The 14,769-nt window shown below is 71.3% G+C and carries 15 protein-coding genes; 8 read left to right on the top strand and 7 right to left on the bottom strand.

The window, feature by feature from the left end; translation table 11 throughout:
- Positions 1–83: 83 nt before the first annotated feature.
- Complete coding sequence (locus tag EDF53_RS09705; RefSeq protein WP_111086296.1) at positions 84–743, bottom strand: GNAT family N-acetyltransferase; 660 nt, start codon at positions 741–743, stop codon at positions 84–86.
- 87 nt (positions 744–830) lie between these two features.
- Positions 831–1,721 (bottom strand): UTP--glucose-1-phosphate uridylyltransferase GalU, encoded by an 891-nt coding sequence (gene galU / locus EDF53_RS09700; protein WP_111086297.1) that lies wholly within the window; start codon positions 1,719–1,721, stop codon positions 831–833.
- A 115-nt stretch (positions 1,722–1,836) separates the two neighbouring features.
- On the opposite strand from galU, the gene EDF53_RS09695 reads away from it, so the two are divergent.
- From EDF53_RS09695 to mscL, 3 genes are all read left to right on the top strand, one after another.
- The gene (locus tag EDF53_RS09695; RefSeq protein WP_123293363.1) at positions 1,837–2,421 is read left to right on the top strand and encodes a 5-formyltetrahydrofolate cyclo-ligase; all 585 of its coding nucleotides are present in this window, start codon (positions 1,837–1,839) and stop codon (positions 2,419–2,421) included.
- A 1-nt stretch (position 2,422) separates the two neighbouring features.
- Entirely contained in the window at positions 2,423–2,707 is a 285-nt protein-coding gene (locus EDF53_RS09690; RefSeq protein ID WP_123293362.1) for an FmdB family zinc ribbon protein, read from the top strand.
- A 71-nt stretch (positions 2,708–2,778) separates the two neighbouring features.
- A complete protein-coding gene (mscL, locus tag EDF53_RS09685) occupies positions 2,779–3,279 on the top strand; it encodes a large conductance mechanosensitive channel protein MscL (protein WP_123293361.1) in 501 nt (166 codons plus the stop codon).
- Between the two features lie 88 nt (positions 3,280–3,367).
- Here the strand turns inward: mscL and EDF53_RS09680 are convergent, their stop codons facing one another.
- Entirely contained in the window at positions 3,368–3,952 is a 585-nt protein-coding gene (locus EDF53_RS09680) for a CDP-alcohol phosphatidyltransferase family protein (protein WP_123293360.1), read from the bottom strand.
- Positions 3,953–4,266: 314 nt separating this feature from the next.
- Positions 4,267–8,139 (bottom strand): ATP-binding protein, encoded by a 3,873-nt coding sequence (locus EDF53_RS09675; protein WP_123293359.1) that lies wholly within the window; start codon positions 8,137–8,139, stop codon positions 4,267–4,269.
- Positions 8,140–8,279: 140 nt separating this feature from the next.
- On the opposite strand from EDF53_RS09675, the gene EDF53_RS09670 reads away from it, so the two are divergent.
- The 4 genes from EDF53_RS09670 (at position 8,280) to EDF53_RS09655 (ending at position 12,010) form a co-directional block, all read left to right on the top strand.
- Positions 8,280–9,152 (top strand): CoA ester lyase, encoded by an 873-nt coding sequence (locus EDF53_RS09670; protein ID WP_123293358.1) that lies wholly within the window; start codon positions 8,280–8,282, stop codon positions 9,150–9,152.
- A gap of 10 nt (positions 9,153–9,162) precedes the next feature.
- Positions 9,163–9,630, top strand: a complete 468-nt coding sequence (locus EDF53_RS09665; RefSeq protein WP_111086304.1) for a DUF6264 family protein — start codon at positions 9,163–9,165, stop codon at positions 9,628–9,630.
- Between the two features lie 108 nt (positions 9,631–9,738).
- Positions 9,739–10,986, top strand: coding sequence for an FAD-dependent oxidoreductase (locus tag EDF53_RS09660; RefSeq protein WP_123293357.1), 1,248 nt, complete (start codon positions 9,739–9,741; stop codon positions 10,984–10,986).
- 145 nt (positions 10,987–11,131) lie between these two features.
- The gene (locus EDF53_RS09655; protein WP_123293356.1) at positions 11,132–12,010 is read left to right on the top strand and encodes an aldo/keto reductase; all 879 of its coding nucleotides are present in this window, start codon (positions 11,132–11,134) and stop codon (positions 12,008–12,010) included.
- 95 nt (positions 12,011–12,105) lie between these two features.
- On the opposite strand, the gene EDF53_RS09650 is transcribed toward EDF53_RS09655, so the two are convergent.
- Entirely contained in the window at positions 12,106–12,588 is a 483-nt protein-coding gene (locus tag EDF53_RS09650) for a hypothetical protein (RefSeq protein ID WP_123293355.1), read from the bottom strand.
- Positions 12,588–12,998, bottom strand: a complete 411-nt coding sequence (locus tag EDF53_RS09645) for a hypothetical protein (RefSeq protein ID WP_123293354.1) — start codon at positions 12,996–12,998, stop codon at positions 12,588–12,590. The genes EDF53_RS09650 and EDF53_RS09645 overlap by 1 nt, the downstream gene beginning before the upstream one ends.
- A 114-nt stretch (positions 12,999–13,112) precedes the next feature.
- On the opposite strand from EDF53_RS09645, the gene EDF53_RS09640 reads away from it, so the two are divergent.
- Complete coding sequence (locus EDF53_RS09640) at positions 13,113–14,078, top strand: NAD(P)H-quinone oxidoreductase (protein WP_123293353.1); 966 nt, start codon at positions 13,113–13,115, stop codon at positions 14,076–14,078.
- Here the strand turns inward: EDF53_RS09640 and EDF53_RS09635 are convergent.
- A complete protein-coding gene (locus EDF53_RS09635) occupies positions 14,075–14,764 on the bottom strand; it encodes a TetR/AcrR family transcriptional regulator (RefSeq protein ID WP_173170849.1) in 690 nt (229 codons plus the stop codon). The genes EDF53_RS09640 and EDF53_RS09635 overlap by 4 nt on opposite strands.
- Between the last annotated feature and the right edge of the window lie 5 nt (positions 14,765–14,769).

Raw genomic sequence — 14,769 nt, 5'->3', positions numbered from 1 at the left:
CGGGGGTATCCCCGTCGCGTGATTGCGGAACGTGTGTTGCGCGTGTCGCGGCGGAATCCGTGGGACGTGCCACGGGCCTCCCGTCAGAGACGCGGCGTGGTGGTGATCGGCAGCGCCGCTTCGTCGCGGGCCGCGAGCGGCACGGCCCCGAGGCCGGGTGGCACCTGCCCGCGGACCCAGCGCTCGAGGACGCCCTCGCGGACCTCTTCGGCGACGAGCGCGAAGCAGAAGTGGTCGCGCCAGTCTCCGTTGATGTGGATGTACCGGCGGCGCAGCCCTTCGTACCGGAAGCCCAGCTTCTCGACGACGCGCAGCGACGGGGCGTTCTCGGGCCGGATGCAGATCTCGATGCGGTGCACGCCGACCGCGCGGAAGCAGTGGTCGACGGCCAGGGCGACCGAGATCGGGGTCACGTTGTGTCCGGCGGCGTCCTCGACGACCCAGTAGCCGATCGAGGCGCTGGCCAGGGATCCGTAGGTGATGCCGGAGACGTTCAGCTGCCCGACGAACCGGCCGTCGAGTTCCATCGCGAACGGCAGTCCGAGTCCCGCGCGGGCGTTGGCCTGGAGCGCGCGGATGCTGCCGCGGACGTCGGTGGAGACGTGTCCTGAGGGGTTCGTGGCCTCCCAGGTGCGGAGCCACGAACGGTTCGACGCGAGCGCGAGGTCGAGGTCGCGCGTGTCACGGAGCCGGAGGGGCCGGATGGTGACCCGCCCGTGGGACAGGGTCGGGATCGTCGTCATCGCTTGGTTCCTCCGGGATCCCGCCGCTGTGCGGGACGGGGTGTCCCGCCCGGGTCCGTGTGCACGGTCCCGGGCGGGATGGCCGACTCATTCGCCCGCGTTGAACTCCTTCAGCCACGACTTGAGGTCGGGGCCGAGGTCTTCGCGGTCCGAGGCGAGCTGCACGATCGCCTTGATGTAGTCGAGTTTGTCACCGGTGTCGTACCGGCGTCCACGGAACACGACGCCGTACACGCCGCCGGTCCACTCCTCGGCGCTCGCCATTTTCATGAGCGCGTCGGTGAGCTGGATCTCGCCGCCCTTGCCGGGCTCCTGCTTCTCGAGGACGTCGAAGACCTCGGGGCGGATGACGTAGCGGCCGATGATGGCCAGGTTCGAGGGCGCCTCGCCCTGCGGGGGCTTCTCGACGAGCCCGGTGATCTTGACGACGTCGTCGGTGTCGGTCGGCTCGACCGTGGCGATGCCGTACAGGTGGGTCTGCGACTCGGGGACCTCGAGCAGCGCCACGATCGTGGCGTTCTTCTCGCCCTGGACCTCGATCATGCGCTTGAGCAGCGGGTCGCGGGCGTCGATGATGTCGTCGCCGAGGAGCACGGCGAACGGCTCGCGGCCGACGTGCATCTTCGCGCGGAGCACCGCGTGGCCGAGGCCGAGCGGGTCGCCCTGACGCACGTAGTGCATGTCGGCGAGGTCCGTCGACTGGTTGACCTTCTGCAGCTTCTCGTGGTCACCCTTCTTCTTCAGGGTCTCCTCGAGCTCCGACACGTGGTCGAAGTGGTTCTCGAGTGCGTTCTTGTTGCGGCCCGTGATCATCAGGACGTCGGTGAGTCCTGCGTCGACAGCCTCTTCCACCACGTACTGGATGGCTGGCTTGTCGACGACGGGGAGCATCTCCTTCGGCATCGCCTTGGTCGCGGGGAGGAAGCGAGTGCCCAGCCCTGCCGCTGGGATCACCGCCTTGGAAATCTGGAAGCCCATGCCCCAGACCGTATCCGATCCGGGTTTCCGGGGCATGTCATCGCTACTGGGGACACGGCATCAGCGCGTTTCCCGGCGGGAAGCCGCAACGGATGCGCTCGGTAGACTCCTGCGCATGATCGCTGATCTCGGGAACGAGAAGCGCGCCCTGCGAGCCGAACTCCGGCAGCGGCGGCGCACCCGGACCACGACGGAACGCGACGCGGACAGTGCGGCGCTCACCGCGACCCTGCAGCGCTTCGCCGAGGAGCGCCAGGTCACCTCGCTGGCGCTCTACCTGTCGGCGTCGGACGAGCCGAACGTCCGGCCGTTCCTGAACTGGGCGTTCGCGCACGACATCCGGGTGCTCCTGCCGGTCACGCGCGAGGACGGCCTGCTCGACTGGGCGGTCGGCGACGGTGAGAGCGAGACCGAGGGGATCTTCGGCATGCCCGAGGTCGTCGGCGAGGTCCTGTCCCCGATCGCCATCAACGACGTCGACGCGATCCTGGCCCCCGCGGCGGCGGTCGGACACGACGGCGTCCGGATGGGCTGGGGCCGCGGCTACTACGACAAGACCCTCGGGTCCATGGCGAAGCGCCCGCCCGTCTATGCTGTGATCTTCGACGCGGAGTACCTCGACGAGGTCCCGCGCGAACCCCACGACGAACCCGTCGACGGCATCATCACGCCGTCGCGCATCATCACGTTCCGGAGCTGACGTGCCCACTTACTCGTACCGTTGCACCGAGTGCGACAACGCGTTCGACATCAAGCAGTCGTTCTCCGACGCCACCCTGACCGAGTGCCCGGTGTGCGGCGGTGTCCTGCGCAAGGTGTTCTCCCCGGTCGGCGTGACGTTCAACGGCGGCGGCTTCTACCGCACCGACTCGCGCCCGGCGCCGAAGTCCGAGGGCTCGTCGAGCACGCCGGCCAAGTCGGAGACGAAGTCCACCCCAGCCAAGACCGAGTCGAAGCCGAGCACGCCGAAGCCCAGCGCCTCCTGACCACGAGCGCTCCTCGCCGATAGGTTGATGGGGTCGCCGTCCGGCGGCTGTCCTCGACCGGAAGGAGTCCCGTGAAGGGCTTCAAGGAGTTCCTGCTCCGCGGCAACGTCATCGACCTGGCCGTCGCAGTCGTCATCGGTGCTGCGTTCACCGCGATCGTCACCGCGATCGTCACCAGCCTCATCAACCCCCTGATCGGCGCGGTCTTCAACGCGTCGAGCCTCGACAAGGCGCTCGTCTGGTCCATCCCGACGGTGTCCGGCGGAAGCGCGAAGATCCTGTTCGGCGCGATCATCGGCGCGGTCATCAACTTCGTGATCGTCGCCGCGGTCGTGTACTTCGCCCTCGTCGTGCCCGTGAACCACCTGAAGAAGGTGGCGTTCGAGCGCGTCAAGAACGACGAGGAGCAGACCCCGCAGGACGTGCCCCCGACGGACGTCGAGGTGCTGCTCGAGATCCGCGACCTGCTCCGCTCCCAGAACGGCGTCTCCACGAGCACGGGAACCGGCGCGCACATCGCCCCGAACACCGCTCCCGAGGGACCCGGCATCGGCGGCTCGACGAAGCTCTAGCAGCGCACCGGAACCAGGTTCCGGACACGACACCACAGCGATCCGCGGTGCTGTGTCCGGAACCTGGTCTCGTTCGGGGGGGGGAACGTCAGGCGACGGGGACGCGGCGGCGCTTGGCGAACATCGCCGTCGCGTACTGGATGCCGGCGAGGACGTGGCCCACGGTGCCGAGGTAGACGAAGACCAGTGCGACGACCCGCACCCACGGCGCGTTCTCGTCGACGGCGTGCACGGCCGAGAACAGCAGCACCGGCAGGCCCACGAAGAGCAGCGCGGAGCGGATCTTGCCGGTCCACGTGACGTCGAGGTCCGGGTTGCCGTGGAACAGCACGCTCGACAGCACCACGAGCACCAGGTCGACGAGCACGACGACGGCGACGACCCACCACGGCAGCAGGCCGGTCAGCACGAGCGACAGCACGATCGCGATGATGGCGAGTCGGTCGGCGACGGGGTCGATCGCCTTGCCGAGCTTCGAGCCCTGGTCGAACTTGCGCGCGATGAAGCCGTCCGCCCAGTCGCTCACGCCGATGACGACGAGTGCGACCAACGCCCAGCCCGGGTGTCCGGCGACGACGAGCCACACGAAGACCGGGATCAGCAGCAGCCGGAACAGCGAGATCAGGTTCGGCCAGGTCTGCCAGTCGGGGCGCTGCCGCACGGTGTCAGTCATCGCAGGCCAGGCTACCTGCTACCAGTGGGGCGGGACGTCCGCCCGGAGACGGACATCGTTCTCGCCGGATCCGTGCCGCGCCGGCTCCGGCGCGGGGGTGGGGTCTGAACCCGGCACCGGCTGGGTGGTGACGCGTCTGCGGCGCCGCACCGGGCCTCCCGACAGGTCGTCCGTGTCGCGTTCCGGAGACGCTGACCGGACGGGAGGCGCGGCTGACGACGCGTCGTCGGCTCGCGTCCACGTGCCCACCAGCTGGTCCGTCTCCGGCGTCACCGGACCGGCGGGCCGGGAGGCCCGCCGACTCGGCCGGTCGGTCATCGGCGGGCGGGGATCGGGGGGATCGAGATCTCCTGCGTGGCGCCACGGTCGACACCGAGCACAGCGGCGACGGTGTTCGCGACGCGGTCCGGGTCGGAGAACAGCTGGAACGCGTGCACGCGGACGTAGTGCCATCCGAGTCGGCGCAGGACCTCGGGGCGGAGGCGGAGTGACTCGCGCAGCGACCCCTTGACCAGCGACGCGTCGGTCTCGATCGTGACGCAGACCCCGCCGTGCGCGGCCACCAGGCCGAGCTTGCCGCGGTGCCCGAGCGCGACCGGGATGCCGCGCATCTCGAGTCGGCGGGCCAGGTCGACGAGCAGCGGGTCGGAGTCGTCCGGCACGTACTCGGCGGTGGTGCGCGCACGCACCTCGGCCAGGATCTCGGCGAGGGCGACGGTGCCGTGGCCCATGCGCTCGGCTTCGATGTCGGAGGGCTGGAAGCACGTCACGATCACCATCGAGCGGCGCGCACGGGTCATCGCGACCGCGAGCAACCGCTCGCCGCCGGGCTTGCCGAGCGGACCGAAGTCGCGCAGGACGCGGCCGTGCGGGGTGCGGCCGTAGCCGATGGAGAACACGACGCGGTCGCGGCTCTGCGCGACCGACTGCTCGAGCGTCGCCACGATGAACGGCTCGGCGCGGTCGCCGATGACGAACTCGGTCAGGTCCTTGTGGCCCTGCGCCGCGGTCAGCACGGCCTGCTCGACGCGCACGGCGTGCTTCGCCGAGGCGGTGATGACCATGAGCGACTCGGACGGGCGGGTGCGGGCGTGGTCGATGACGAGGCGGACGACGCGGTCCACCTCGGCGTCGACGCTCTCGACGGCACCGGACTCGGGGTCCGGCACGGCCTTGCCGTCGCTGACGTAGTCGAGCGCGATCGAGCCGTGCCCGAGGAACGAGCCGGCCCACGGCAGCGACTCGATCTTGCCGCCGTAGAAGCGACGGTTCACGAGCTCGGCCAGGTCCTCGCCGCCGGCGCGGTACGACCGCGAGAGCGACAGGGTCGGCAGCAGCGTGGAGAGCTTCGCCAGGGCGGAGTCGGCGTGGAAGGCGTCGAGGGTGCCCTCGTCGACCTGCAGCGCACGGTGCTCGGGGTCGACGGCGATGCGGAACGGCGACGGCGTCTGCGTGACCGGGTCACCGAAGACGACGGTCTGGCGCGCACGACGGACGGCTCCGACGGTCTCGGCGATGGTCACGGCGCCGGCGTCGACCAGGATCACGGTGTCGAACGGCATCGTGTCGGCGATCTGCGACACCTCGTACGGGCTCGCGAGCCACACGGGTGCGATCGACCGGGACAGGTGCGGTGCGGAGTCCTGGAGCAGCCGCGAGGTGATCGCACCCTCGCGCAGCTGGGTCTTCAGCGCCGTGGCCTCTTCCGGCCAGTCGACGAGTCCGACCTTCCAGTTCTCGGCGAGCTGCCACGCCAGGCCCTGGGAGACCCCGGCCGCGTGGGCGTCGTCGACGAGGCGGAAGTCGGCCTCCACCCGGTCGAGCATGTCGGTGTTCGCGCCGAGCAGCGCCCGGTCGGACTCGAGCATGGTCTCGAGCGCGGACTGCCACCAGGCCAGTTCGAGCTCGGCCGGCACCTGCAGGTCCGGCACGTGCCGGTTCGCCAGGTCGGTGATGAGCGGCTCGAGCTGCAGGTCGCGCAGGGTCTGCATGAGCTCGGTGCGCTCCTGCAGGTTGTGCAGGACGTCGGACTCGGCCGCGAGCTCGGCGATGGTGGGGACGAGCTGGTCGACCGGGGTGTTCGCGAGCTGACGGTCGCGCTCGGACCGGCCGAGCGGCTCGTCGAGACGCGCGAGGTCCTCGGCGACGTTCGAGAACAGCACCTGCACGTCCGCGATGCCCGTGGGCACCTCGGGGTTCACGCCGGCGGCGACGTAGCGCTGCCACAGCACGCGCTGCTGCTGCACCCGGGTCAGGGCCTCGTGCAGGTCGGAGACGTGCACGCCGGGGCGGACGTACTCGCGAGCGAGCTTCTTCAGGCGACGGCGGTTCGTCGACGACATCGGAGCGCCCTCGCCACGAGGGGCGGTGGCGGCGACGAGCTCGGACACCGAACGGTCGAAGACCACCGGCAGGAAGCGGTCGAGGGTGTCACGGATCTCGGTGAGCAGGCGCAGGTAGATGCCGAGCTCGTTGATCGTCGTGAACTGGCGCATGTGCGTCGAGCTCACGAGGTCGTGCGCGCGGCGGAGCAGCGTCGGCAGCCCGTCGGAGTCGAGGTCCTTCGCGATGCGGTGGGCGCGCTGGGCGCCGTCGCTGGTGGAGAACTTCGCGCCGTACCAGGGCGAGTCGTCGGGGCCGTAGCGGAACTCACCGAGGTTGGCCGCGCTGACCATCGTCTCGGCGACGCGCGAACGCCCCTCGACCATCGACGCCACGGACTGCTTCGACAGCCGCGCGGTCGTCGACGGCGGGACCGGCAGGAGCGACAGGCGCGAGAGCTCGACCAGGCAGTCGAGCACCGAGACGCCGAAGTCGGCGTCCTTGCGGGTGAGCGAACCGCGGTAGTCCTTCAGGACCTTGCGGAGCCGGACCAGGGCGTCGTCGACCTCGCGCAGGTTCGGACGGGCCGCCTTCTCGTTCCGGGCGATGGCACGGACGACGTCACGGCGCAGGGTCGACGGTGTGACCGCGACGCCGGGCAGCTGGACCTCGCCGAAGCGCGCCGCGATGCCCCGCAGGGTCGCACGGCGCGGGCTCACCACGAGGACGCGCTTGTTCGCGGCGACCAGACCGCCCAGGGCGTTCACGATCGTCTGGGTGCCACCGGTGCCGGGCAGGGTCTTGACGACGATGGAGTTGCCGGCCGCGATCTGCGCGATCACGTTCTCCTGCTCGTCGTCGGCGTCGAGCAGCAGCGTGTCGGTCTCCGGGCTGCGTTCGTCCGACGGGGTCTGCTCGACCGGGTGGTACGACTGCTCGACCTGCCACTTGGCGCTCGGGTTGCCGGCCAGGGCGTCGAGCACGGGGTGGGACAGGTCGCCGGTGTCCTCGACCAGACCGGTCGCGACCTCGGCGAACGTGGAGACCACGAGCCGGGCGTGCACGGAGAAGCCGGGGATGTGCGCGGTCAGGCCACGCAGGCGGTCGATGACGGGGTTCGGGGTGAACGAGCCGTCCTGCTGCGCGAGCGCCACGAAGGACTGCGCGTCGAGGATGACGCCGAACTGCTCGTGCAGGGCGTCGGCGAGACCCGGGTTGAGCACCGGTTCGCCGAGGAGCCGGACCTCGAAGTCACGGCCGTGGCGGCGGATCGCCAGCGGGCGCAGGAGCACCGGGCCGCGGAACTGCTCGTCGCCGTGCTTCCAGTCGGCCATGCCGATGCCGAGCTTCACGGCGTCGATCCCGCGCACGGTGGCGAGCTCGGTGCCCTTCGCCTCGACCTGGCCGGCGGCGACGCGGGCGGCACGGAGCGCCACCTCGTCGCGGATCAGGCTGGACAGCAGGGTGGTCTTGCCGGTGATGAACTGGGCGAGGCCGCCCGGGTGCGTCGTCGACAGTTCGATGCGCGCGCGGGGGTGGTCGCTGAAGTGGGTGAGCGGGCTCGTGCCGCCGACGCCGGTGAGCTGGCCGCGCCAGCCGTCCCACGTCGGTTCGGCCGCGTTGCCCGCCTGCAGCCGGGGATCGCCGAGGCTGATCGCCTGCGGGCTGGTCAGCTGCAGTTCCGGGCGGAGCGTGCGGTCCGGTTCGTCGTCGGTCCGGTCCTCGTCCACGTCCTGCTGCTCGTCTCGGTCGTCTCGCTCGTCGCGGTGGTCGCGCTGACCGCGGTCGTCTCGCTCGTCATCCGGGCGCTCGTGGGCACCCTCGACGGGGACGTCGTCGTTCACGTCGTCCTCACCGTCGGTCACCCTGTCCGCTCGCCACACATCCGACACTGTAGGCGGGAACGAGCGCCCTCTCTGGCAATGAACCGAGGTTTCGGGGTTTCCGGTACACGGTGAAGCACTCCGGTCCGCGCCCGACGCGTCCGATGTGGTACCAACGGGGCATGGCCATCGACGACCGCACCACCCCGTCCGCCCCCACGCCGAACCGGCGTCGATCGGTCCCCGCCGAGATCTCCCGCTCGTGGCTGCTCGTCTCCGGCACCGCGACCGACCGGTTCGAGAAGTCCCAGCGGTCCCGCGCCGACCAGATCATCCTGGACATCGAGGACGCCGTCGACCCCGCCGCCAAGCCCTCGGCACGGCAGGGCGTCGCCGCGTGGCTGGCCGGAGGCGGCGAGGCCTGGGTCCGGATCAACGACGTCACGACCGACTTCTGGGCCGACGACGTCGAGGAGCTCCGCGGCCGGCCCGGACTGCAGGGCGTGATGCTCGCGAAGACCGAGTCCCCTGCCCAGGTCACCGACACGTGGCACCGGCTCGGCGGCCAGACCCCGGTGATCGCCCTGGTCGAGTCGGCGCTCGGCATCGAGGAGTCCGTCTCGATCGCGCGGGCCCAGGGCGCGTTCCGGCTCGCGTTCGGCTCCGGCGACTACCGCCGCGACACCGGCACGAGCGCCGACACCCTGGCGATGGCGTACCCGCGGTCGAAGCTCGTCGTCGCCTCGCGCGTCGGCGACCTGCCCGGCCCGATCGACGGCCCGACGGTGGGGTCGTCGCACCCGATCCTGCGCGAGCAGTCCCAGGTCGCGGTGTCACTCGGCCTGACCGGCAAGCTCTGCCTGGACACCGAGCAGCTGCCCGTCATCAACGAGGTCATCTCCCCCACGCCGACCGACGTCGCCTGGGCGCAGGACTTCCTCGACGACTTCGAGGCCCGCGGCAAGGTCATCCGCGACGGTTCCGACCTGCCCCGCCTGGGTCGGGCGCAGAAGATCCAGCGACTCGCACAGGCGTTCGGCGTGGAAGCGCGGTAGGACTGCTCCCATGACCTGGTCCAACGTCCCCGGCGGTCCGCCGCAGTCCTCGCCCGGCCCCCAGGACCCGCAGCGCGCGGCCTGGGAGCGCAGCGGCACCACGTTGTTCCCGCCGGCGAAGCTCGCCGACCGGATCTCGACCGTGCTGCTGCTGGCCTTCGGCGCCGTGATGACGATCGTCACCGCCGTCGTCGGCATCATCGCGGTCATCTCGGCGACCGCGACCTGCGATGCCTCCGCCGGGTGCTCACCCGGCGGGTACATCGGCGGCACGGCCATCGCCGTCGGCGGCGCGTTCGTGATCGGCGTCGCCACGATCGTGCTGGCGATCGGCGCGTGGATCCGCCGGAAGTCGTCGTGGTGGATCGCCGCGGTCGGCTTCGTGCTCGCGATCGCCGTGATCACGTGGGGCGGGGTCGTCTTCGCGAACGCCGCCGACGACGAGACCGCGTCGTCCTCGGTGTCCGCGAGCGCCTAGCGCCGTCGCGCACCACTTCCCCGACAGGACACGAGGTGATCACCTCGTGTCCTGTCGCGTTGTGCGTGCGCACAGTGCGCGGGTCCGACGGGGCGTAGCGTCCACGGCATGGTGACGGTGTCGCGGACGACGGTCGTGGTGGTCGGTGGTGGCCCCGCCGGGGTCGTCCTCGGGCTGCTGCTCGCCCGGGCCGGCATCGACGTGCGCGTCATCGAGCAGCACGACGACTTCAACCGGGACTTCCGGGGCGACACCGTGCACGCCTCGACTATCCGGCTGCTCGACGAGCTCGGCCTCGGCGAGCGCTTCCGGGCCCTGCCGCAGTCACGGCTCGACGACTTCTCCCTGCCCATGCCCGACGGGTCACGGCTGCTGCTCGGCGACTTCTCACGGCTCGATCCCCCGTACGACCACGTGGCGATGGTGCCGCAGTGGGACCTGCTCGACCTGCTCGTGACCGCTGCCCGGCAGGAACCGTCGTTCGAGATCGCGATGGGCCGCGCGGCAACCGGGCTCATCGAGGAGAACGGGGTGGTCACCGGGGTCCACCTCCGCTCGCGCGACGGCAGCGGCGAACCCGAGGAGCTCCGCGCCGACGTCGTGATCGCGTGCGACGGACGGAACTCGGTCCTGCGCCGGGCAGCAGGGTTCGTGCCACGGGCGTTCCCGGTGCCGTTCGACACCTGGTGGTTCCGGCTCCCCCGTCGGTCGGGCGACGCGGCGAGCGCCCTGACCCCCGCGTTCTCGGGCAACGACGTGCTGCTGAGCTTCCCGCGGCCCGACTACCACCAGGTCGCGTACTTCGCCCCGAAGGGCTCGGACGCCTCGCTTCGGGCCGGGGGGATCGACGCCTTCCGGGAGCGGGTGGCGCGGCTCCGTCCGGACTTCGCCGACCGGGTCGACGCGATCGGGTCGATGGACGACGTGCACGTGCTCGACGTCCGGATGGACCGGTTGCGAAGGTGGTGGCGGCCGGGGCTGCTGTGCATCGGCGACGCGGCGCACGCGATGTCGCCCGCGGGTGGGGTGGGGATCAACCTGGCGGTGCAGGACGCCGTGGCGACGGCGGCGATCCTGGTTCCGTCGTTGCAGCGTGGGCTCCGTGGTGCGGGGCTGGACGGTGCGCTGGCCGCGGTGCAACGCCGCCGGAGGCCGCCGGCAGTCATCGTCCAGTCGGCGCAGGCCGTACTGCACCGCGTCGTGTTCGAGCGGGCGTTCGCCGGACAGCTGCAGGACGGGCCACCACTGCTGCCCGTGCTGCTCGCCCGGTACGTGCCGCCGTCGCGGGGTCTCTACGCCCGGGGCATCGCGTTCGGGCCGCTTCCGGAGCACGCGCCGAGCTGGGCGCGGCGCTGAACGGAGCGGGCGCGGTGGACGGGACCGGACGGCGGACGGGAGGCGCGGGGCGGGGCCGCCACGGGCCTCCCGGTCGGCGGGTGGTCACCACCACTGCGCGACGCACCCTGTGCGCGACTGCGCACCCCCGGCGCATGCTGGGGCCATGAAGCAACGAGTCATCGGAGACGTGTCGGTCAGCGCCATCGGTCTGGGCGGGATGCCCATGTCGATCGAGGGGCGCCCCGACGAACGACAGTCCATCGCGACCATCCACGCCGCGCTCGAGAACGGTGTCACGCTCATCGACACCGCCGACGCGTACCACCTGGCCGCCCATGACGAGGTGGGGCACAACGAGGAGCTCATCGCCCGGGCGGTCCGCGAGTTCCACGGCGACACCGAGTCGATCCTCATCGCCACGAAGGGCGGCCACCTGCGACCGGAGGCTGGCGCCTGGGCGCAGAACGGCCACCCGGAGTACCTGAAGCAGGCGGCGAAGGCATCGGCGAAGCGCCTCGGCGTCGAGGCGATCGGCCTGTACCAGTTCCACCGTCCGGACCCCGCGGTCCCGTACGCCGAGTCGGTCGGCGCGCTCGGCGAGCTGCTCGACGAGGGCGTCATCCGGATGGCCGGCATCTCGAACGCGGACCCCGACCAGATCCGGACGGCGAACGAGGTCCTCGACGGACGACTCGCCTCGGTGCAGAACCAGTTCTCGCCGAAGTTCCGGTCGAGCGAGCCGGAACTCGAGCTCTGCGACGAGCTCGGGATCGCGTTCCTGCCGTGGAGCCCGCTCGGTGGCATCGCGAACGCCGCCGACCTCGGCACCGCCTACGAGGACTTCGCGTACATCGCACGCGACCGTGGCGTCACCCCGCAGGTCATCGCGCTCGCGTGGGAGCTGCAGAAGAGCGACGTGGTCATCCCGATCCCCGGGGCCTCGCGGCCGCAGTCGATCCTCAACTCGCTGACCGCACCGACCGTGAAGCTGCGGCCGGAGGACGTCGCCCGTCTGGACGCGTCGCAGCCGGCGGCCGTCTGAGGCGGCGTCGTCCTGCCGCTCCACGGCGCATGGCGACGCCCCGCAGTTCCGGTCGGAGCTGCGGGGCGTCGCGGTGTCGGGGCCGGGTGCGGCGACTAGTTGCTCGGGCAGACCGCCGAGACCTCGTTCAGCGAGGACTGCACGTCGGTCTGGGCGTCCTTCGCCTCGGCGGAGTCGCTCGAGCCGCTGGAGGTGAGCGCCGAGGCGTACTCCTTCGCGTCCTCGGTGAAGTCCTCGAAGGCGTCGTGGACGTCGTCGTTGGTGACCTTCGGCAGCGCCGCGTCGAGACGGTCGGTGAACTCGCCGACCAGCTTCGCCCGCGCGGCGGGGTCCGCCGGCGCCGAGGACGACGTCTGCTCGGCGATGAACGACTTGAGCTCGTTCTCGACCAGGGCGCACGCCTCGGTCTTGGTCTGCGCGGCGGCGGCCGACGTCTTCGACGGGGCGGACGTCTTCGACGTCTCCGTCGAGGCGCCGTCGTCGGACGAGCCGCCGTCGCTGGACGAGCCGCCGGAGCAGCCCGCCAGCAGCGCCGCGGCGACGAGCGCCGTGGTCACCGCGGTGAGGGTGCGGCGCATCAGGAGTTGCACTCCTTCTGGAAGGCGTTGCCGGCGTCCTGCACCTTGGTGCTGGACTTCGTGAGCGCCGAGACGTCGGCCGACTGCGGGTCCTTCGCGATGTCCTCGATCTGGTCGACGAGGTCGCCGTAGGCGTCCTCGAAGGCCTCGCCCTTGTCCTGCAGGGCGTCGTCGGACAGGTCGTCGACGCCGTCGGAGATCTTCTCGTCGAGCTCCTTGAGCTTCGTGACGGCGGCGTCCGGGTCGGACTGGAGGTTCGCGGCTTCGGACTGCACGCCCTCGGCGGCGGACTTGACCGTCTTCTCGAACTGGGTGCACTGGTCGGCCTTCGACGGCCCGGTCGAGCAACCGGCGAGCAGGGTGAGCGCGAGGCCGGCGGTGGCGAGCGCGATGAGCTTGTTCTTCGGCATGGTGGAGAGTCCCCCTCGATCGGTCCGCACTCCCCCGGATGAGGTGCAGATCCGTCATCGAGCGTACATGGGGCACTCACAGGATGACCGGCTGCCCGGCGTACCGTCGAGGGCATGCGCGCCATCACGTTCGACGACACCACCATGTCCGTGACCGACCTGCCCGACCCGGTGCCCGCCGCGGGCGAGGTGCTCATCGAGGTCGCCGCCGCCGGGGTGAACAACGCCGACCTGCAGCAGCGCGCGGGGAACTACCCGCCGCCGCCCGGAGCCTCGGAGATCCTCGGGCTCGAGGTCTCCGGCACCGTCCGGGCACTCGGCGACGGCGTGACCTCGGTGGCCGTCGGCGACCGCGTGTGCGCCCTGCTGTCCGGCGGCGGCTACGCCTCGCTCGTCGTGGCACCGGCGACGCAGGTGCTGCCGGTCCCCGACGCGGTCGACCTGGTCGAGGCTGCCGGCCTGCCCGAAGCCGCCTGCACCGTGTACTCGAACATCGGCATGCTCGCCGGACTCCGCCCCGGGCAGACGCTGCTCGTGCACGGTGGCACCGGCGGCATGGGCTCGCACGCCGTCCTGTGGGCGAAAGCCCTCGGTGCCACGGTGATCGCGACGAGCGGTGGCGACCGCAAGGTCCAGGCGTCGCGTGACCTGGGTGCCGATCTGGTGGTCGACCACCGCACCGAGGACTTCGTCGAGCGCGTCCTCGCGTTCACGGACGGCGTCGGGGTCGACGTGGTGCTCGACGTCGTCGGACCGTCGTACCTGGCGCGGAACCTGCAGGCCCTCGCACCCAACGGGCACATCGCCGTCATCGCCTCGGGCAGCGGCAGCACCGCCGAGCTCGACCTCGGTGCGCTGATGCGGAAGCGGGCGTCGATCAGCGGGACGACCCTGCGCGCCCGGCCGCTCGCCGAGAAGGCCGCGATCGTCGCCGCCGTCCGGGAGCACGTCTGGCCCTTCGTCGCCGACGGCAGCGTCCGCCCGGTCATCGACACTGTCCTTCCGCTCGCCGAGGTCGAAGAGGCGCACCGGAAGGTCCGCGACGGCGAGGTCGTTGGGAAGGTGCTGCTGACGCTCTAGGCGCGTGGGCGGGCTGCGCCCGGGTGCGCTGCGCCCGGGTGCGCTGCGCCCGGGTGCCCTGCGCCCGGGTGCGCTGCGCCCGGGTCTGCCGCGCTCGGCCGCACCAGGTCGAGCACCTGCCCGCACTTCGCGCCGAACGTCGCGCGGAGCAGGTCCGCCGCGTCGCGGTCCTCGTCGAACCGCGCCGGCATGTCGATCGCGAGCATGATCGCGAAGATCATCCCGCTGCCCAGGAAGCCCTGCACCTGGTCGTCCGGGATCCCCGCCTCGTCCCGCAGGAACCGGTAGATCTCGAGGAAGCCGTCGCGTGCGGCCGCACCGATCGCGGGCTCGGCACCGGAGACGAACCCCTGCAGCAGCACGGTGTGCAGGCCCTGCTCGGCAGCGAGGTCGACGAACTGCTCACCGATGACGTGCGCCGGCACGTCGTCCGGGCCGAGGGTCGTCAGGGTCTCGCGCCAGGCGTCGAGCAGGATGCCGAGGGTGTCGCGGAAGACCTCGAGGAACAGCGCTTCCTTCGACCCGAACATCCGGACGACGTACGGCTGGCTGATGCCCGCCGCCGAGGCGATCTGGTCGGTGGTGGTGCCGTGGTACCCCTGGCGGCCGAACACCCCGCGTGCGGCTTCGAGGATCATCGCGCGACGCTGCGCTGCCGGCATCCGGACGGCTGTCTCCGTGCTCATGGTTG

This window comes from Curtobacterium sp. PhB78, from assembly GCF_003751685.1.
Taxonomy (GTDB): domain Bacteria; phylum Actinomycetota; class Actinomycetes; order Actinomycetales; family Microbacteriaceae; genus Curtobacterium.
Note: the sequence above shows the minus strand (reverse complement) of the source record. Positions and strands in the feature narration are given on the sequence as shown.